This is a genomic window from Bacillus pumilus, assembly GCF_900186955.1.
Lineage (GTDB): Bacteria > Bacillota > Bacilli > Bacillales > Bacillaceae > Bacillus > Bacillus pumilus.
Genome location: NZ_LT906438.1, coordinates 175,127 through 195,544, shown reverse-complemented (window position 1 = coordinate 195,544; position 20,418 = coordinate 175,127). Strand labels below are relative to the sequence as shown.

Annotated in this window: 16 protein-coding genes, 5 tRNA genes and 3 pseudogenes; 5 read left to right on the top strand and 19 right to left on the bottom strand. The window is 42.6% G+C overall.

Annotated elements, in window-relative coordinates:
• Window positions 1-48: 48 nt before the first annotated feature.
• The 19 genes and pseudogenes from CKW02_RS01135 to CKW02_RS01040 all read right to left on the bottom strand — a co-directional run bounded on the left by CKW02_RS01135 (window position 49) and on the right by CKW02_RS01040 (window position 14,101).
• Window positions 49-1,200, bottom strand: a complete 1,152-nt coding sequence (locus CKW02_RS01135; RefSeq protein ID WP_034620740.1) for a DUF418 domain-containing protein — start codon at window positions 1,198-1,200, stop codon at window positions 49-51.
• Between the two features lie 540 nt (window positions 1,201-1,740).
• Entirely contained in the window at window positions 1,741-2,130 is a 390-nt protein-coding gene (locus CKW02_RS01125) for a RidA family protein (RefSeq protein WP_003217194.1), read from the bottom strand.
• Window positions 2,131-2,245: 115 nt separating this feature from the next.
• Window positions 2,246-3,010: an ABC transporter permease gene (locus tag CKW02_RS01120; RefSeq protein ID WP_080550343.1), complete on the bottom strand. Its 765-nt coding sequence runs from the start codon at window positions 3,008-3,010 to the stop codon at window positions 2,246-2,248.
• Window positions 3,007-3,924, bottom strand: a complete 918-nt coding sequence (locus CKW02_RS01115) for an ABC transporter ATP-binding protein (protein ID WP_003217202.1) — start codon at window positions 3,922-3,924, stop codon at window positions 3,007-3,009. Before CKW02_RS01115 ends, CKW02_RS01120 begins: the two co-directional genes overlap by 4 nt.
• Before the next feature lie 14 nt (window positions 3,925-3,938).
• Complete coding sequence (locus tag CKW02_RS01110) at window positions 3,939-4,130, bottom strand: PLD nuclease N-terminal domain-containing protein (RefSeq protein WP_003217265.1); 192 nt, start codon at window positions 4,128-4,130, stop codon at window positions 3,939-3,941.
• A gap of 162 nt (window positions 4,131-4,292) precedes the next feature.
• Window positions 4,293-4,648 (bottom strand): annotated as a pseudogene (locus CKW02_RS01105) (DUF2200 domain-containing protein).
• Window positions 4,635-4,922: a hypothetical protein gene (locus CKW02_RS01100; protein ID WP_003216991.1), complete on the bottom strand. Its 288-nt coding sequence runs from the start codon at window positions 4,920-4,922 to the stop codon at window positions 4,635-4,637. Before CKW02_RS01100 ends, CKW02_RS01105 begins: the two are co-directional and overlap by 14 nt.
• Window positions 4,923-5,055: 133 nt before the next feature.
• The gene (gene glmS, locus CKW02_RS01095) at window positions 5,056-6,858 is read right to left on the bottom strand and encodes a glutamine--fructose-6-phosphate transaminase (isomerizing) (protein WP_003216893.1); all 1,803 of its coding nucleotides are present in this window, start codon (window positions 6,856-6,858) and stop codon (window positions 5,056-5,058) included.
• Between the two features lie 572 nt (window positions 6,859-7,430).
• A complete protein-coding gene (gene glmM / locus CKW02_RS01090; RefSeq protein ID WP_003217219.1) occupies window positions 7,431-8,777 on the bottom strand; it encodes a phosphoglucosamine mutase in 1,347 nt (448 codons plus the stop codon).
• Window positions 8,778-8,802: 25 nt separating this feature from the next.
• Window positions 8,803-10,212, bottom strand: a complete 1,410-nt coding sequence (locus CKW02_RS01085; RefSeq protein ID WP_003217031.1) for a CdaR family protein — start codon at window positions 10,210-10,212, stop codon at window positions 8,803-8,805.
• Window positions 10,205-11,026, bottom strand: a complete 822-nt coding sequence (cdaA, locus tag CKW02_RS01080; protein ID WP_003217057.1) for a diadenylate cyclase CdaA — start codon at window positions 11,024-11,026, stop codon at window positions 10,205-10,207. The genes CKW02_RS01085 and cdaA overlap by 8 nt, the downstream gene beginning before the upstream one ends.
• Window positions 11,027-11,242: 216 nt before the next feature.
• Window positions 11,243-11,869, bottom strand: coding sequence for an anti-sigma-W factor RsiW (rsiW, locus tag CKW02_RS01075; protein ID WP_003217249.1), 627 nt, complete (start codon window positions 11,867-11,869; stop codon window positions 11,243-11,245).
• A 14-nt stretch (window positions 11,870-11,883) separates the two neighbouring features.
• Window positions 11,884-12,447, bottom strand: a complete 564-nt coding sequence (gene sigW / locus CKW02_RS01070) for an RNA polymerase sigma factor SigW (RefSeq protein WP_003217112.1) — start codon at window positions 12,445-12,447, stop codon at window positions 11,884-11,886.
• A gap of 183 nt (window positions 12,448-12,630) precedes the next feature.
• Window positions 12,631-13,542 carry an arginase gene (gene rocF / locus CKW02_RS01065; RefSeq protein WP_003217274.1) on the bottom strand — a complete coding sequence of 304 codons (912 nt, stop codon included), beginning with the start codon at window positions 13,540-13,542 and terminating at the stop codon, window positions 12,631-12,633.
• Window positions 13,543-13,679: 137 nt separating this feature from the next.
• A tRNA-Gln gene (locus CKW02_RS01060) sits at window positions 13,680-13,751 on the bottom strand.
• A 4-nt stretch (window positions 13,752-13,755) separates the two neighbouring features.
• Window positions 13,756-13,840, bottom strand: a tRNA-Tyr gene (locus CKW02_RS01055).
• A gap of 28 nt (window positions 13,841-13,868) precedes the next feature.
• Window positions 13,869-13,941 (bottom strand) — tRNA-Thr (locus CKW02_RS01050).
• A gap of 3 nt (window positions 13,942-13,944) precedes the next feature.
• Window positions 13,945-14,020, bottom strand: a tRNA-Val gene (locus CKW02_RS01045).
• A 6-nt stretch (window positions 14,021-14,026) separates the two neighbouring features.
• A tRNA-Glu gene (locus CKW02_RS01040) sits at window positions 14,027-14,101 on the bottom strand.
• A gap of 221 nt (window positions 14,102-14,322) precedes the next feature.
• Between CKW02_RS01040 and murQ the strand changes: the two are divergent.
• The 5 genes and pseudogenes from murQ to CKW02_RS01020 all read left to right on the top strand — a co-directional run.
• Window positions 14,323-15,231 (top strand): annotated as a pseudogene (gene murQ / locus CKW02_RS20400) (N-acetylmuramic acid 6-phosphate etherase); the annotation flags it as partial.
• Window positions 15,208-15,738 carry a MurR/RpiR family transcriptional regulator gene (locus CKW02_RS20395; protein ID WP_231953225.1) on the top strand — a complete coding sequence of 177 codons (531 nt, stop codon included), beginning with the start codon at window positions 15,208-15,210 and terminating at the stop codon, window positions 15,736-15,738. The pseudogene murQ and the gene CKW02_RS20395, both read left to right, overlap by 24 nt.
• Window positions 15,735-17,113, top strand: a pseudogene (locus CKW02_RS01030) (PTS transporter subunit EIIC). Before CKW02_RS20395 ends, CKW02_RS01030 begins: the two are co-directional and overlap by 4 nt.
• Before the next feature lie 12 nt (window positions 17,114-17,125).
• Window positions 17,126-18,481, top strand: coding sequence for a penicillin binding protein PBP4B (pbp4b, locus tag CKW02_RS01025; protein ID WP_003216891.1), 1,356 nt, complete (start codon window positions 17,126-17,128; stop codon window positions 18,479-18,481).
• Between the two features lie 13 nt (window positions 18,482-18,494).
• Window positions 18,495-20,414 (top strand): glycoside hydrolase family 3 protein, encoded by a 1,920-nt coding sequence (locus tag CKW02_RS01020; RefSeq protein WP_003217263.1) that lies wholly within the window; start codon window positions 18,495-18,497, stop codon window positions 20,412-20,414.
• The last annotated feature ends 4 nt before the right edge of the window (window positions 20,415-20,418 follow it).

Below are 20,418 nucleotides of genomic sequence, written 5' to 3'. Positions count from 1 at the left end.
AACCATTTTTTGATTGCAACTCAACTAAAAAACCGCACAGCTTTTCAGCTATGCGGCCTTCCCCAACAAAATTTTTCTCCAATACACCCATTTTCCCATCATCCACTCCACCGGACCTCTTCTCCATTTTTTCAAATAGAGATAGCTGATGAACAGCTGTGCTGTATACAGTCCGACAGCGAGCAGCAGTCCAAACATTGATCCCATTTGTCCAAATAGACCAAGTCCATAAGAATAGAAAATCGTTGTACAAATGATCGACTGCGCCAAATAATTTGAAAGGGACAAACGGCCAAGCCCTGCAAGCAGACGTTTCAACCCTTGAGCAGCCTTTGAATAGTAAAAAACAATAAAGGCTTGAATATAACCGATCGTCAGAACATAGGCACCTAACGTCATCACCATTTCACTCCAAGGAGCATCAATGAACGTCGCACATTTTAAGGCGAGCCCGATGATAATCATCCCAACCCAGCCTTTACGATAAGCCATGCCTCGATCTACTTCTGTCAAATGACCTTTTTTCCCAATAGCCATGCCAAGCAGTGCAAATGGACCCACCATGATCGTACCGAATAGAAAACCTAGGATTGGCATCAGCGTAATGGTCACGATCGCCATAATAATGGTCACAATCATCATATCGTCTTCAATCGTAATCCGGCTCAATAAAATATCACCGTATGCACCCTTCGCATACACATCAGTTAACAAATCATCATTTCCATAAACAAAGGTCATCAGATATGGCAAAACCACCAATGACAATGCACCTAACACACCCGACCAAATCAGCATTGTTTTGATCCGGCTGCTCATAAACATCATCAAGAAAAGCATACAAGCTCCATAATAAAGAAGAATGTCACCATTCCAAATAAAGATGTAATGCAGCATTCCAAGCACAATCAGACCAAAACCTCGGCGGACGACAATGGCATTCGTATTGAGTCCCTTAGCTTTCGTAGATTCAATCAGCTTGATAAAAGAATATCCAAACAAAAAGGAGAAAATCGGATAAAACGACCCCTGGAACAAAATTTCCGTTACATAAACGCCAAATTCCTGCCCCCAAAAACTCGAATCAAACATTTTCTCAAAATCATAATCATATTGAAAAATAAGCATATTCACGATCAAAATACCTAATAAACTAAAACCACGCAAACTATCAATTAACTCAACCCTAGACCCCTTCAACACGACAGCTCCTTCGGAAAATATAAAAGCATATTTATCCTACCACACTTTTAAAAAATTGGTCTCTACACCCATGTAAAAACATACGTTTTAAGGTAAATTTAATAAAAAAACCTAGAATATACATTCTAGGTTTCATACGAATGAATTGATGAATGATGACTTTCTTCTTTCCGCGTCACACGTTTCAAATAAAACAAAATCCCCAATCCCCAAAAAATCAACGTCAGCTCCCAGTCTGCAGAAATCGAAAACCATTTCAATATCATTAAAATCACAAAACCGCTCCAATCCCTGCGAAAAAAATGGCGTTTCTTTTTAATTCTTTGTTTGATTGAAACAACACTCTATCCTCCCTGATACTTGCTAACTAATTGAATGTTTTTTACGATGACATGTAAATGTAATGAGATCGCTCGATATCCACCCTGATATTACCATATAAAGAATATCAAGTTAAAGATAATTTATTCAACAAGAACCCTTAAAATTTCACAAAACAAAAAAAGATTGAGCATCAATCACCCAATCTTTTACCTATTAAATCTCCTGACACGCCCAAGTATCCACCTCTACCTTAAGAGCAGGTGAAGCCAATGCCACCACATAAATCATCGTCATACAAGGCAGATGATCACCTAAAAACTGCCCCATGATTCGTTTTCTGCTCTCCGCATCGAACTCTCCTACGAGATAAAATACTAGTTTCGTGATGTCCTCTACCGCCATGTCTGCCGCTTCTACGTTTCGTTTCACATTTTCTAATGCTAATTCGAGCTGCTCCAACGAACTCTCTGGGATGGTTCCATCAGCCTCCATCCCCACTTGACCTGATAGGGTTAACCACCGCTGTGGTCCTGTTGTTTCTATTTGATGAGTGTAGGGTGCAACTGGCGGGTGAATGGCCTCCGGATTACGTGATGTTTTCATTGATAAAAACTCCTTTTCTGAAAATACAGTCAATTTTTATCATCATATCAAACTTTCAACGGTATTCAGATTTTTATGCTCATAGTAAACCTGAAGAAACAATCGCAACCGCCTGCTATAATTCTTGTTTTCTAAAAAGAAACCATCCGATGAGAAAAAAGAAACTGATCAATACCGATACACCTAGCAAGCTTGTAAGCGCCTGATCCGAATAAGTCCCTCTATGAATCATCTCCTCGGCCGCACTTGTCACGCCTTTAGGCGCAAACTTCCCTAATGTATCCTCATAAAATGAAGGAACGGTAAATAGAATAAGGTTGATCAAAAGCGATACACCGCCAGCTGTGACGGAACGCGTAAAGAATGCCGAAGCACAAATGGTCGATACCACAATCAGCAATAAATTGGGGTAATAAAGAAGCGTTCCTTTTACCACATTGACCCAATCCAGATGCCCAAATTGGATGTCCACATAATAAACGGAGGCAAGCACCGCAACCACCAAACTAAACAAGGTCAAACAAGCATAGGCGCATATTTTCGAGACATAGTAACTCAATCGACTGATCGGTTTCACCATAATCATCGCCGTCACCCCAGAGGCACGCTCTCCTGCGATCGTCCCCATCACGATCATAATGAGAATAAAAACGCCAAGCGAATCGAACTTACTCAATGCACTCGCTAAAGCCTCACCAGCGCTAGGCTCTGGTATATAAAATGTGGACCCTTCAGGTAGATTCGCTGATTTCGACAAAAGATCCGGCAGCATTTTAAGCGTAATAGGCTGTGTGATCATTAAAATCGTAAAAATAATCGGCACAAATAACATTTTATAACTAGTGAATAACTCCCTAAATTCCTTTTTAAACATCATCACGCCGTCACAACCTTCATGAAAATATCTTCAAGCGTCAGCTTAGATAGTCGATAATGGAGGAGAACACCGCCAGCTTCAGTGATGAGACGAGGCAGCTCCTTCAATGCCATTTGTTGATCGTTGACTCGCACCTGATAAGCGTCTCCTGTTTCAATGCATTCCTCCACCCAATCCCGCTCCTTTAACAAAGCCACTAGTTTCGTATTCTGTTGTTCTAATTGAAATTCAATCACTGGCTGGATATAGTCTTCTTTGATCTGTTTCATCGAAGAGGACATCTCAATTTTTCCACTGTTGATCATGATAATATGATCCGCCACTCGTTCAATGTCGTCTAAAATATGGGTCGACATAAAGATCAACATCTCATGCTTTAGACGCTCAATCAAAGTCAGGACATCTTTCCTTCCCATTGGATCAAGTGCAGACACAGGCTCATCCAAGATCAGAACCTTCGGGCTGTTGATAAGTGCCTGCGCAATGGCAAGCCTTTGCTTCATCCCTCCGCTATAGCTGCCAATGGCACGATCCTTCGCCTCATATATCCGGCAAAGCTTCAACAGCTCCTCTGTTTTGGATCGAATGATGTTTTTCTCTAATTGAAATAACCCGCCAACCCAATGCATCCACTCCTGCCCCGTCATATCCTGATAAAATGCAGGCTGCTGCGGACAACAGCCAATCACATGACTAATGTCATCCATGTCTTTTGTCACATCCAAACCCGCCACCTTCACGACGCCAGACGTAGGACGAGCAAGCCCCGTCAAAATCCGAATCGTCGTTGTCTTCCCCGCACCATTGGCTCCTAAAAAGCCGACACATCCAACCTCCCCAACAGAAAACGAGACATTTTTTAAAACTTCATTCGGGCCATACGATTTCGTCAGCTCATGACACTCCAGCATATTCAAGCAAATCCCCCCTACTAAGATTGTTTACGACCAAAAATGAAATACGCAATAGGACCGGCACTCGCCACAAACACAATCACCAAAGCCCAAACCCACTTCACTTCTCCCCTGATTCTCGACGGATCTCTTTTCAGCAAATCAAACAAACCAATCACCATTAAAATCGCTTGCAGCAAAATGAGAGGTAAAATCATCTTCATATCCATCCACACCACTCCCTTTTCAAACACCAATTTGTTTTGATATCACTTCTTTTGACGACATGGAGAGAGAATTCGTTCAAATGGATTTTATTTTTATTGGTCGAATGGTCTATAAATATAAAAAAAAGCCCAGTGAAGGTTGTTCACTGGGCTTGCTTGTGATATTCAAGAAGAATCCCGCAAAATCTTTTCTATCGTCTTTCCTTTTGCTAACTCATCAATCAGCTTATCTAGATATCGAATGTTTTTCATAGTTTCTTCCTCAATGTCCTCTACTCGAACACCACAGATGACTCCTTTGATTAAATTGCGGGAAGGATGAAGCTCAGGAGCCTCAGAAAAAAAGTTTCAACGTCTGTCTGTTTGTCCACCTGTTCCTCAAGCTCTTCTGGACTGTAGCCTGTTAACCAACAAATAATCGTATCGACTTCAGCTTTCGTTTTTCCCTTTCTCTCTGCCTTTGCGATATAGAGAGGATATACTTTTGCAAAACTCATTGTGTAAATTTTATGTTTGGTCATGTGCTCTTCTCTCTTTCTTTTTTAAATATTCAAGCTGTATTGCCTTCTCTAGGTGCCGCTCTCTTAGTATGCCTATTCCCTTTTTATTACCTGCATCTTTTTTGAAAGATCTATATTTATGAAATTGAACGAAACAGAATCCTAGAAATACACAAATCGGTCCTTCGACCGTGGCAGGACCACCAATCAACAAATAAGAACTTATAAACAATGCGATATAAACAATCAAGAAAAAAATAATTCCCCTTTTCTCCTTTTTTAAATATTCACTCATAATGATTCCGCTCCCTTAAACATGTACGATCTTATCGAATCTATCTTTCATTTTATTTAGTTCTTTAGACACAAAAATACCCCTTTAGACAATTATATCTAAAGGGGTATAAAAAATCCGATTTTATTTAAACCTACTCCACCGTCACACTCTTCGCAAGGTTACGTGGTTTATCCACATCACACCCGCGGTGAAGTGCTGCGTAGTAAGCGATTAGCTGTAATGGAACAACAGATGCAAGTGGTGCAAGTGCTGGATGTACAGCTGGAAGGACGAAACGGTCGCCTTCGTCTTCTAAGCCTTTTAGTGAGATGACACATGGGTTTGCGCCGCGTGCAACGACTTCTTTGACGTTACCGCGAATGCTGAGGTTCACGTGCTCTTGCGTTGCAAGGGCAATGACCGGTGTGCCTTCTTCAATTAAAGCAATGGTGCCGTGTTTGAGTTCTCCGCCAGCAAAGCCTTCTGCTTGGATGTAAGAGATCTCTTTTAGTTTTAGTGAACCTTCAAGGCACACATAGTAGTCAAGTCCTCTTCCGATAAAGAATGCGTTACGTGTCACTGTGAAGAAGTCACGAGCGATTTGTTCCATTTCATCCTTTTGATCGACAAGGGCTTCCATTGCGTTTGCTACAATTCCAAGCTCTTTCACAAGGTCGAAGTCAAGAGATTGACCATTTAATTCAGCTGCAACAGATGCAAGAATCGCAAGAACAGCGATTTGCGCTGTGTAAGCTTTTGTTGAAGCCACTGCGATTTCAGGTCCTGCATGAAGAAGCAATGTGAAGTCCGCTTCACGAGAAAGCGTAGATCCTGGTACGTTTGTGATCGTTAATGCTTTATGACCAAGCTCTTTGACTTGAACAAGTACAGCACGGCTGTCCGCAGTCTCCCCAGATTGAGAAAGGAAGATGAACAACGGTTTTTTCGATAGAAGCGGCATGTTGTAAGAGAATTCACTTGCTACATGGACTTCTACAGGTACTTTCGCCCAGTCTTCAATGTATTGTTTACCGACAAGTCCTGCATGGTAGCTCGTTCCACAAGCCACAATGTAAATGCGGTCTGCTTCTGCTACTGCGCTTGCGATATCGCCAGCGACTGACAGCTTGCCGTTTTCGTCTTGATATTCTTGGATGATTTTGCGCATAACAAGCGGCTGCTCATCCGTTTCTTTTAACATGTAGTGAGGATATGTGCCTTTCTCGATGTCGCTTGCGTCTAGCTCAGCGATATAAGAAGGACGTGTCATGATATCACCGTCAAGGTTTTTGATGATCACCTCGTCTTTTGTGACAATGACCATTTCTTTATCCATTAATTCCGCATATTCGTTTGTTACTTGAAGCATCGCCATTGCGTCAGAAGCTACAACGTTGAAATCTTCTCCGAAACCAACCAATAATGGGCTTTTGTTTTTCGCCACATAGATTGTTTCTTTGTTTTCGTTATCGAAAAGGGCAATTGCGTAAGAGCCTTTTAGTTGAAGAAGCGTTTGACGGAAAGCTTCCTCTGTATCAAGACCTCTGCTTACAAATTGTTCGATGACTTGAACAACAACCTCTGTATCTGTGTCGCTTTTTAGTGTGACGTCTTGTAAATATTCACGTGTCAATTGTACATAGTTCTCGATGACACCGTTATGAACAAGCGTAAAACGGCCAGAAGCACTTTGATGCGGATGCGCGTTTAGATGGCTTGGTACACCGTGTGTTGCCCAGCGTGTATGTCCGATTCCAGCTGAAGATGCTACGTTTGCATCAACAACTTCACGAAGCTCAGCGATACGTCCTTTTTCTTTGAACACGTGCACGCCTTCTTCGTTTGCCACAGCGATACCTGCTGAGTCATACCCGCGGTACTCAAGCTTTTCTAAACCCTTTAATAAGATTTCCTTCGCATCATTCTGACCAATATAACCTACGATTCCACACATAAATATTCTTCCTCCCGTTCATGTGAAAGGGACAAAGAAAGCCTACTAAAATAGAAGGGACATTTCTTCGTCCCTCTCTACATGTTTAATTTGGGAGATCATGTGTATTCCCTTTGTACAAAGAGTCACCTCTTTGCTTTAAAGAAACACTTACGGCTGTGATCTCTTTTTTGATCAGCCGGGAGGCATCCGCCGAAAATTCGATAACCTCCATCCTCGTCAACTAAGCATCTTTCGTCCGATCGCTTAGTTCGGGCGCTATAATTATAAGAGAGTTTCTGAACATCTACCCTGCCTTTCCTGATAGAATAAAAAATCCAGTAACACAAGGATGATTGTACTATAAGGTCTGACCTCCGTCAATCACAATTTAGCCGGTGATCCCTTTCAAGAAAGTGAGACCTCCTTACACTATATGCGATGAGGCTTGTCACGTTCTACCTTTGATGTGCTCTCCTATGTATGAAGACACAGTAAATTGCCCTCGCCTATAAGATTCGTACAAAACCATCCATTTATGACGTTTATTCGAAAAAAAGCAAACCGCTGCTAGCGATTTGCTTTGATATCTATTACTCAATACCCATTTCTTCCTTCACAACAGCCGTAATTCGAGTCACATAATCATCACATAGCTCTTTTGTTTTCGCCTCTGCCATGACACGTACAAGCGGCTCTGTTCCAGATGGACGAACAAGAATACGGCCGTCACCGTTCATCTCTTTTTCAACCTCTTGAATCACTGCTTTTACCTTTTCATTTTCTTCTACTTTATATTTATCAGACACTTTCACATTCACTAGAAGCTGCGGGAATTTCTCCATTTCAGCCGCAAGCTCTGACAATGTTTTTCCTGTAGCTTTGAGTGTGTTGACAAGCATGATTGCAGAAAGCATGCCATCACCTGTCGTATTGTAATCAAGGAAAATCAAGTGGCCTGATTGCTCACCGCCGACATTATACCCATCCTTTTTCATCGCTTCAACCACATAGCGGTCACCAACAGCGGTTTGGATGCTCTTAATGCCTTGTTTCTCGAGCGCTTTATAGAAACCTAGGTTACTCATGACCGTAGAGACGACCGTGTCATCCTTTAATCGACCTTCGCCCTTCAAATAACGTGCACATATGTACATAATTTGATCGCCGTCTACAATATCACCTTTTTCATCGACAGCAATCAGACGGTCACCGTCACCATCAAACGCAAGACCAATATCTGCACCCTTCTCCTTCATAAAAGCAGAAAGCGCCTCTGGATGAGTTGAGCCTACACCATCATTGATATTCAATCCGTTTGGTGATGTTCCCATTGTGGACACATCCGCATCTAAATCCGCAAATAAATGTGTCGCTAGAGAAGAGGTTGCACCGTGTGCACAGTCAAGCGCCACGTGAATACCTGTGAAATCCTCGTCTGCTGTCTGCTTCAAGAATTGCAAGTATTTCTGACCGCCTTCAAAGTAGTCATTTACTGTTCCAAGATCCGCTCCAACTGGGCGTGGCAATTGATCGACCGGCTGATCCATCAGCTGCTCAATTTCATTCTCCTGTTCATCAGACAGCTTAAAGCCGTCACCGCCGAAGAATTTAATTCCGTTATCTTGAACTGGATTGTGAGAAGCAGAGATCATGACACCCGCTTCTGCGTCCATTGCTTTCGTTAAATAAGACACTCCAGGTGTTGAGATCACACCCAGACGCATTACTTCAGCCCCAATTGAAAGTAAGCCTGCAACGAGCGCTCCTTCTAACATATGACCGGATACACGTGTGTCTCGCCCAACGAGTACCTTTGGACGTTCTTTATCCTTCGTGAGCACATAGCCGCCAAATCTCCCAATTTTAAATGCGAGCTCTGGCGTTAATTCGCTATTCGCCACACCCCTTACACCATCAGTTCCAAAGTACTTGCCCATGTTTCAATCGCTCCTTTTTTACCATTCAAGAGGCCGCTTCGTCCTCTTTTTTATCTTCTTTGATCCGCTGTCTTTGACTTGATTCTTTCTTCGCTTTATCTTGCGTGGATTCTTCTTTGCTCTTCTCTTCCTGATCATCGTCATCAGAAGATGGCTTCTTCTGATCATTTGTAGACGCTGGCTGATCTTCTGTTTCAGTAGAAGTCAATTTCACTTTGACCTTTGATCTCGATAATGTCCACGTCACATTTTGAGGACCGTTCACTTGAATTGTGACCTCATGTGTTCCTTCGTTCAAGTCCCCGACATTGATATAGGCTTCAACATCTGAAGCCTTTAGTTTATCAATCGCACTCTTTGATCCCTTTGCTGTTAACGTAAGCCGTCCAGAAGATGGGCTCACAAAATCAGAGGTGAGATCTTTGCTTAGACCTACGACAGAGATTGGTACATTATCGATCTTTTTTTCTTGAGCTGTAGCAACCTTCACTTTGATCTTCACCGTTTCGGGCGATACCTTTTTCACACCATCTGGCAGGGGAATGTCGGCATCAATCTCCGTATCATCTTTGATTTTGCTTAGGTCCAGCTTGACGCCATCAATAAAATCAAGCGAATCCAGCACTTTTTGAGAGCCGTACACTGTGACCTCACTCGGGCTTGTCTCAATACTTGAGATACTGATCCCATCCGGCAAACTGCCAGTCCGCTCTATTTTAAACGGAACCTTTTTGCTTGGACTTGAGATGGGAACTGTAATATTCACAACAGACGGACTCAATTCGACTGGCAGCTCATTCCCGCTGCTATCATACACAGTGAGCTTCGCTTCCTTTTCAATTTGCTGATCGACATCCTCTAGGTTCACAAATGCTTTAATGACAGAAATTTTGTCGATCACGTCTTTTGAACCTGTGACTGTGACTTTTTTCGGATTCACAATAGGCTGTTCAGGTGAATAGCCGTCTTTGATTTTATTTTGATTATAAAATTCGGTTTCAACAGGAAATTCTGCTGTTGTTTTTTCTTGTATCGTCACCGTCGTCACAGATGGATTGATCGATAGCGTGAGTCCTTTTGATACATCTCTTGCCTTCAGCTCCACTTTATGAGTACCTGTGGATAAATTCTGCATATCTGCATATATTTCGAAGTTCTTTGTTTGTCTTGCTGTTTTCACAGCACTCGTTGACCCTTTAATCGTCACATTGACTGTTTGCGGCACACCAGTGACGACATACTTCTCGTCATCATAATACGCTTTAACAGGAATATCGGTTAAGGTCGCTTCATCTGTCGTCGATGTTGGGAAAAAGGATTCACCGATTTTTTTCGGCGTGGGCGCTTGCGCTGAATTGACTGCACCATACAGCAATAAAGCGAAGACCAATGCAAAAAGCTTTACGGCCCAGCGATTATTCAAAATCTTATCCATTTTTCTTGCCCCTCCAATACCATTTGGTCGAGGAAGCATCTTTGCTGTTCTTACTAAATTCAGCAATCAGCATTTCTTCAAGCGCTTCTTCTGTCAATTCTCGGTGGAGATCACCATTTCTCGCGACAGAAATGCCGCCTGTCTCCTCAGAAACGATGACGGTCAAGCTGTCTGTCACTTCGCTAATTCCGACTGCCGCCCGGTGACGCGTCCCTAGTTCCTTAGAGATAAAAGGACTTTCTGACAGCGGTAAATAACAAGCGGCAGCTGCAATCTCATCACGCTTCATAATGACAGCACCGTCATGAAGTGGTGTATTTGGAATGAAAATATTAATGAGCAGCTCTGAACTCACCTTTGCATTCAAAGGAATTCCAGTCTCTATGTAATCATTCATCCCAGTATCACGCTCAATTGTCAGCAGCGCGCCGATTCTGCGTTTTGCCATATAGTTAATTGCTTTTGTAATTGCCTCGATCGTTTTCTGCTGCTGTTCCTCTACAGGTGTCCCGCTTCTTGAGAAGAAACGGCCGCGCCCAAGCTGCTCAAGCGCTCTCCTTAGCTCTGGCTGAAAAATAATAATGATCGCAAGGAATCCCCACGTAATCGCTTGATCCATCAGCCATTGAAGTGTGTTAAGACCGAGATACGCACTTCCCATCCTGACGAGAACAATGACCACAATTCCCTTTAAAAGCTGAACCGCTTTTGTTCCGCGGATGACCATCATTAATTTATATATCACATACCAAACAACGAGAATATCAACAGCATTACCGAGGTACTGCAAAATAGGAATATCCCCTAAAGCCATTTCCTCGTCCTCCAGAATTTTCAGTTATTCTTCGTTTGATGCATTTTTGATAAAAAAAGAGCCTATGTGTAAATACATAGCGTGGCTATTATATCACATTTTGTTTCAGCAAGGAAAACAGTTGCCATATATGGCTGGCCTGCTAGCTCGCATACATTCTGACCTATAATATAGAAAAAGAGCAGTCCCTAAAGAGACTGCTCTCGACCCGTATAATTACTTTTGCTCCTCTGGTCCAATGACCCGCATCACATTTTGTACTGTAGATTTCATTTTGTACCAAATCCAATCAAACACTTCATTAATTTCATTAATTTGACCAGTGACTTGTCCGGCAGAAGCAGTCAGCTGTTCCCCATTGACGACGGTGACATTTCCATCAACCTTGCCTTCTACAATCAGCTTGCCATTTTTGACAGTGACATCACCTTTTACGGTTTCCCCTTTAGGTACGGTCACTGTATCATTTACAACGACGAGATTCGGCTGCTTCGACACACTGAAATTATGATCCGTATTCCAGCTTGTAAACAGACTGCCTCCCATCAAAATGAGAAAGAGGGCAGCGGCCACCATCAGCGGATGAGCTTTGATCCATCTTTGAACCGACACACGCTTTTTTTCCTTTGGAAGACCTGCCATCACCTTTGCAGTGAAATCAGTCGGTGCTTCTATATGAGATGTACTCTGCACAAGCGCGATGGATTTCTCAATTTGTTGAAAATGAGTACGGCACTCCTCACACGATTGCAGATGGCTTTTTAATTCTTTTTCGTCTTGGGGCTCAATGTCCCCGTCTAAATACTGATGCATAAGCAGGACGATTTTTTCCTGACAGCTCATCAAAATCACCTCACTCAAAGGTCTCTCAACTGTTTCCGGAGAGCCTCTCTACCCCTGTGTATTCTCGTTTTCACCGTACCAACAGGTATATTTAAAATCTCACTAATTTCTTTTAACGAGAGTTCATCAATATACTTTAATACGATGACCGAACGATATTTATCGGGTAATCTTAGAATTTTTTGCTGAATGGTACTCGATAATTCAAGAGACACCACCTCTTCCTCTGGCAAAATGCCATCAGCAGCAATTTGAGAATACATATTCAATCCTTCTGTTCCTGCCACCTCTGCATCTAAATAATAATCCGGCTTTTTTTTGCGAATACGATCGATGGTCAGGTTGGTTGCAATGCGGTACAGCCACGTAGAAAACTTACGATTCACATCAAAGCTTTCAATATTCACATAGGCACGAATAAACGCCTCCTGTGCAATATCCTCTGCTTCGTGTGCATTCCCAAGCATACGGTAGCACAGCTGATAAATTTTGTCTTTATACAGGTCTACGATGTCTGCAAATGCGTTCTGGTCGCCTTTTTTCAATTGCTTAATTCTCTTTTTAATCATTGTGTCCATAGTATATTCAACCTCTGCCTTCACCGGTCTTTATGTATACGAACCTCTTTCCAAAAGGTTTCATTCTCCTCTAAAAAATAGTGTAACAAATTTTTGACAGCGTGTTACGTATATCCACCAGTAAAAACCTTAATATATCCTTAAATTTATCCAAAACAAAAAAGAACGGGAACAAGTCCCGCTCTACAATAGCTTTTCGCCCATTAATGATCCAATCAACGCAACAGCTGCCTCGGCTGTTTTATTTTTTTCATCCAAAACCGGATTCACCTCAACAAATTCAGCTGAAGTCAAAATACCCGCTTCCTCTAAAAGCTCCATGGCTAGATGACTCTCACGGTAACTGATGCCGCCTGCCACAGGAGTTCCTACACCTGGACACTCAGCTGGATCTAATCCATCTAAATCAAGCGACAGGTGGACACCATCCGTTCTTTCCTTTAAATAAGAAATGGCTTCCTCCATCACCCTTGTCATCCCTAAACGATCTATTTCATGCATCGTATACACTTTAACGCCTTTCTCTCTAATTAATGCCCGCTCTCCTTCATCTAAGGATCGAGCACCAATTAAAACAACATTCTCAGGCTTCAATTTTGGAGAATAACCACCAATGTTCGTCAAATCAGCATGCCCAAGGCCAAGACTGACTGCAAGCGGCATACCATGTATATTTCCAGAAGGAGAGGTTTCCTCTGTATTTAAATCACCGTGAGCATCATACCAAATGACACCTAAGTTTTCATAATGCTTGGATACACCAGCAAGTGTGCCAATGGCAATGCTGTGATCACCGCCTAAAATGAGCGGGAATGAACCTGATTGCACAATACTGTCAACCTTCTCAGCCAGCAGCTGATTCGCACCAGCATTCTCCGTTAAATTTTTTAGCTTTTCACTTGTATATAAACCTTTTTCATCATCTCTTTGTTCAACCGGAATATCTCCGAGATCCTCCACATCAAATGAAAGCGATTCCAATTTTTCTTTTACGCCTGCACACCGAATCGCACTCGGTCCCATGTCGACGCCCCTTCTCATTTGACCCAAATCCATTGGAACGCCGACAAGCGTGACTTTCTTTTGATCTCCCATATGTACATCCCCTTTCTGTTCATGCTTATATTTTACTTTCTTGATGCCTCCTGACTCAACTCAACAATATTTTGAATAGTTATACATTCTGCCTACTCACATAAAAAAAAGACACCTTTTTGAAAAAGGTGTCTTAACTGGGCTAGCTGGATTCGAACCAACGCATGACGGAGTCAAAGTCCGTTGCCTTACCGCTTGGCTATAGCCCAAAAATGGTGGAGGGGGGCGGATTCGAACCGCCGAACCCGGAGGGAGCGGATTTACAGTCCGCCGCGTTTAGCCACTTCGCTACCCCTCCACATATGGAATTGATAAAGTAAAAACAGTGCCGGCAAGAGGACTTGAACCCCCAACCTACTGATTACAAGTCAGTTGCTCTACCAGTTGAGCTACACCGGCATATGGTGGAGGATGACGGGCTCGAACCGCCGACCCTCTGCTTGTAAGGCAGATGCTCTCCCAGCTGAGCTAATCCTCCACATTATGGTGACCCGTACGGGATTCGAACCCGTGTTACCGCCGTGAAAGGGCGGTGTCTTAACCGCTTGACCAACGGGCCAATTTGTCAAGTTTGACTGTTTCCTTGAAGCTGACAAAAGTTATTATATACAGGTTGTCCCCCTTTTGTAAAGGGGATTTTTATTTTTTTTATTTTCTAACTATTTACCTTCAAATAGCACTACTTTTTAATTGAAATATAATTTCAATATTTAAATATAATGTTGAAATTTCATATCATACTGAATATACTGAAAATGAAGAAATAAGGAGGAATGTCGCATGCAGCCATCTCAATTGCGTTCTTTGACAACAGAATCAAGAAATCCTAACACAATGGGAATATCACAAGCAGATCCACTCGAAATGCTCCAAATGATTAATGAAGAAGATATGAAGGTCGCTCAAGCAGTCAACCGTGTCCTACCACATGTCAAAACAGCAAGTGACTTCGCCTATGAATCCATCTCAAATGGGGGCAGACTCGTTTATTTAGGAGCCGGGACAAGCGGCAGACTTGGCGTGATGGATGCTGTCGAATGTCCCCCTACCTATAGCGTCTCACCTGATGTGATTGTCGGCATCATGGCAGGCGGAGACGCTGCTTTTTCACATGCTGCCGAAGATGTGGAAGACAGTGAAGAAGCGGGCAAACAGGATTTAGTACACATTCACCTGACATCAAAAGATACAGTCGTCGGTATCGCCGCCAGCGGTAGGACACCCTACATCATCGGCGCTTTAAACTACGCTAAATCCATCGGCGCAAAAACAGTAGCCCTCAGCTGTAATGAACAAGCAAAAATTAGCGAACTGGCAGACTGCGCCATTGAAGTCATTGTAGGACCTGAAGCCATCACCGGGTCAACACGAATGAAAGCCGCATCCGCTCATAAAATGATTTTAAATATGCTTTCCACCTCTGTCATGATCAGACAAGGAAAAGTATATGAAAACCTGATGGTTGATGTAAAAGTCAGCAATCATAAATTAAAAGAACGCGCCATCACCATCATTCAACATGTGACAAACGCTCCCTACGAACAAGCCGTGAAAACGCTTGAAGCGGCAGACTTAGAAGTCAAAACTGCCATCGTCATGCTCCAAACAAACACAGACAAAAAAACAGCAGGAAACTCGATTCAATCGATTAAGGACACCGCTTCTATTTTAAATGCAGAGGCATTAGAAGAGGCTGTTCAATTACTGCTGCATGCAAACCAAATCCATTTTATCGGCGTCGGTGCATCTGGCATCGTCGCAGCGGATGCCCAGCAGAAATTTCTCAGAATCAATTATGCAGCGACTGCCTTCACTGACATGCACATCGCATCAACGGTCATCGCAAATGCAGGAAAGAATGACATCGTGTTCGGTATATCCTTTTCAGGAGAAACGTTAGACATCATTCAAGCCCTTCAGCTCGCAAAAGACAATGGAGTGAAAACCATTGCATTGACACATCCAGGTCAAACAAGCGTTTCTGCCTTATGTGACGTTCACCTATCGACGTCCGGTTCCAATGAAGCACCTTTTCGCAGTGCAGCCACTTCCTCTAGAATGGCACAGCTCTACTTAATTGATGTCTTGTTCCTCAGCTTAGCTTCCCATCAATATGAAGAGACAGCGCAATATATTGACAAAACAAGACATGCCATCCGCTCCATGAAACGAAAATCAAAGGGGGATTCAACATGAGTCATCAAACGAAATATCAGCAGTTGGCGAAAGACATTCTTTCTCTCTGTGGTGGTTCTGAAAACATCTCTTCCCATACACATTGTATGACGCGTCTCCGAATTACACCGATTGACAATGAACAAGTTCAGATCAATGAAATCAAAGAACTCGATGGCGTCATTGGAGTCGTTGAGGCAGAAACGCTACAAATTATCTTAGGTACTGGTGTTGTCAACCAAGTATCAAGTGCATTTGAACAACTGCTAAATGCCTCTGGCTCGTATGATTTAAACAACGAAGCACAGAAAAACAAGCAAGCCATTTCACAAAAAACCGCACACCGTTCAAGCTGTTCTTGCGACGAATTGCCAGCATTTTTATACCTATCATTCCAGCACTCGTTGCATCAGGTCTTATTACAGGGATTACAAAAGCAATCGTGCAAGCGGGCTGGCTTGATGGAAAGTCTCAAGCAGCGATCATTTTAACCGTTATTGGTTCAGGCTTGTTCGCTTATCTCGGTATATTAGTTGGAACAAATGCCGCAAAGGAGTTCGGAGGCTCTCCTGCATTAGGCGCATTAGCTGGTATCCTCATTATTAATCCAGCCTCCGCAGATATTATGTTATTTGGCACAAATATTCTACCAGGCAGAGGCGGGCTTATTGGTGTTCTTCTAGCTGCCATCTTTATGGCGCTTGTGGAAACAAGAATCAGACGATTCGTCCCGCAATCACTTGATATCATCGTCACACCAACCATCACACTACTCATTACAGGCATTTTTACGTACGTTGTCTTCATGCCAGTCGGCGGATTTATATCGGATGCCATTACCTCAGGATTAACTTATCTATTAAATATGGGCGGAATCTTCGCTGGATTTATTCTTGGTGCAACCTTCCTTCCACTTGTTGTAACAGGACTTCACCAAGGACTGACACCGATTCATATGGAACTCATCAATTCCATAGGAGATGACCCGCTTTTGCCGATTCTCGCTATGGGCGGTGCAGGACAGGTAGGTGCGGCATTCGCCATTTATATGAAGACAAAAAAGAAAAAACTCAAAAGAGCCATCGCGGGTGGACTTCCTTCAGGGATGCTTGGCATTGGTGAACCACTCATTTTTGGTGTGACACTCCCGCTGGGACGACCATTTCTCACCGCTTGTCTTGGCGCTGGAATCGGCGGTGCATTTCAAGCCTACTTCCAAATTGCAACGAAGGCGATTGGTGTATCAGGTCTCCCATTAACCTTTATTGTTCACACACATCAAATGCTTCTTTACTTAATCGGACTCTTTATTGCTTATGTCGCTGGATTTATTTTCACATACTTATTTGGTTTTCATGATGATATGGCTGTTGAATTTGAGGAAAATAAGCAATAGGAGGTCTAACTCTTGAAGAAATACTTTCTCTTAATAACAAGTCTGCTCATGCTCCTTGGATTACCAGCACAAACATTTGCAACTAGCTCCCATCCTGTATCGTCTTTGTCTAAAACAGCACCTGAAGAATATCCCGTCTTAAAAAAGGCAAAACGACCGGAACAAGTTAGTTTTTCTTCTAGGCAGCTTAGGAAGGTTGATCACATGATTCAAAACGATATCAAAGCAGGATTTCCAGGAGCCGCACTCATCATTATCAAAGACGGAAAAATCGTCCATCAAAAAGCCTATGGCTACAGGCAAAAATACGAAGGCACAACCGAACTCAAATCCTATAAGAAAATGAAAAAGAATACACTGTTCGACTTAGCATCCAACACCAAAATGTATGCGACGAACTATGCCCTGCAAAAGCTTGTCTACGAGAAAAAACTGGATGTGAACGAAAAAATACAAGCCATCCTGCCAGATTTTAAAGATGAACCAAATGCAAAGGTAACCGGCAAAGACCAGCTCCATGTAAAAGATCTTCTGACCCATTCTGCCGGACTCCCTTCCAGTGTCTTATTTTATAGCAAAGAAGCAGCCGGCACCTTTTATTCTCAAGATAGAAAGACAACGATGAAATGGCTGCCGAAGGTGCCTCTGCAATACAAACCAGGCACCCAGCACATTTATAGTGACATTGATTACATGCTGTTAGGCATGATCATTGAGAAAAAAACAGGTATGCCTCTTGATCAATATGTAGAGTCGACAATCTATCGGCCGCTAGGTCTCAAACACACAATGTTCAATCCACTGCAAAAAGGATTTAAACCGAAGCATTTTGCAGCAACCGAACGTTTAGGTAATTCGCGAGATGGTGTCATTGATTTTGAAAACATTCGCAGATACACCCTGCTAGGCGAAGTCCACGATGAAAAAGCATATTACTCAATGGCAGGTATCTCTGGTCATGCTGGACTTTTCTCTAACATATCAGACATGGCCGTGCTGCTCCAGCTCATGCTGAACAAAGGAGGCTATGGAAAAACAACCATCTTTGATCAAGCTTCTATCGATCTCTTTACAGCCTCTTCTGATACAAACCCAACATACGGGCTAGGCTGGCGAAAAAACGGTCATACTGACATGGAATGGATGTTTGGAAAATATGCAAGTAACGAAGCCTATGGACATACTGGCTGGACCGGAACGATGACATTGATTGATCCAAAACATAATTTAGGTATCGTCTTGCTGACAAATAAGAAACATTCGCCTGTCGTTTCACCTGAAACCAACCCAAATCAATTTGAAGGTGACCTTTTCCCAACTGGCACTTATGGAAGCATCATGACCGCAATCTACGAATCTTTTAAGTAAAAGGAGGAATTCGATGTTAAAAGCACTTTTCCCCGCTGCTTTGGTTTTAGCTCTGCTAACCTCTTCCATTCCAACGGAAAAGGTTAGCTCTGCCCCTCTTTCAACCGCCAAACAAATGGTACAAAACATGTCTTTGGATGAAAAGATAGGTCAAATGCTTATGCCAGACTTTCGTAATTGGCAAACAAAAGATGAATCCGCACCTACAGGCTTAACAAAGATGAATAAAGAAGTATCCCATCTTGTAGAAAAATATCATCTAGGCGGTGTCATCTTATTTGCGGAGAATGTCGTTGATACGAAACAAACCGTCAAACTCACCCATGAATTTCAAAAAGCATCACCAAAGATTCCATTACTCATTTCAATTGATCAAGAAGGTGGAATCGTCACAAGATTACAAAAGGGAACACATTTCCCAGGAAATATGTCGATTGGTGCCTCTAGAAGCAAGAAAAATGCATACGACACAGGTAAAATCATCGGCAAAGAATTAAACGTACTAGGGATCAATACAAACTTCTCTCCTGTGCTAGATGTGAATAATAACCCAAACAACCCCGTCATTGGTGTCCGTTCCTTTAGCTCTGATCCTGCTCTTGTCACTAGGCTTGGCCTTCAAACCATGAAGGGACTTCAAAAGGAGAAGACTATTTCGACACTCAAGCATTTCCCAGGACATGGTGATACAGCTGTCGATAGTCACTACGGCTTGCCGCTCGTAGAACATGACCTAGATCGTCTTAAAAAGGTGGAGCTGTATCCGTTTCAACAAGCGATCAACGCTGGTGCGGATATGGTCATGACCGCTCATGTTCAATTTCCTGCCATTGATGATACAACATATAAAAGCAAAAAAGATGGCGAGGACATCATGGTTCCAGCTACCTTATCGAAAAAAGTCATCACACACTTATTAAAAGAAGAGATGGGCTTTCAAGGAGTTGTCGTAACAGACGCCCTAAATATGAAAGCGATTGCAGATAACTTCGGACAGGAAGAAGCCGTAGTGATGGCCATTAAGGCTGGCGTCGACATCGCCCTCATGCCAGCACCAGTCACCTCTCTTAAAACTGAGAAAAACCTTGAGAATGTGTTCAATGCTGTAAAACAGGCAATTGTAAAGAAAGAAATTCCGATGTCTCAAATCAACGAATCTGTTGAAAAAATTCTTGAATTGAAGATCAAACGAGGCATCATTTCTTCCAAAAAACCTATCACCCTTGAGAAAAAAATCAAAAAAGCCACTCAAGTCGTTGGGAAAAAATCGCACCGGAAAGCAGAACAAAAAATGGCGCGTGAAGGGATCACCCTGCTTAAAAACAACGATAAGACCCTACCCTTCAAGCCTAAAAAGAATGATAAAATCTTGGTCATGGCACCTTACGAAGATCAAACAAAAGCCATGTCTGTCACAATTGATTCTCTGATCAAACAAAAAAAGATCAAACCTGTACGTATCCAATCATTTGCTTTTGCAGATAAGACTTTCAACAAAGAAACAGCCAGACTCATACAAGATGCTGACTATGTGATTACCGGCTCATACGTTGTCCAAAATGACCCAGCTGTGAATGATGGTGTGATTGATGACAATGTACAGGACCCGAAAAAATGGGCTACTGCTTTCCCGCGTGCTGTCATGAAAGAAGCTGCAGCACAAAAGAAAAAAATGGTCATCATGAGCCTAAGAAACCCTTACGATGCTGCAAATTTTGAGGAGGCGGATGCCTTACTAGCTGTTTACGGTTTTAAGGGCTACTCAAACGGACAATTCAACCAGCCAAATATTCCTGCTGGGTTAGAAGTCATATTTGGCACTGCATCACCTAAAGGCAAACTGCCTGTAGATATCCCATCTGTCACTCATCCAAATCAAACCCTGTATCCATTCGGCTATGGACTCAACTTGAAAGGGAAACAGATCAAATAGGAGG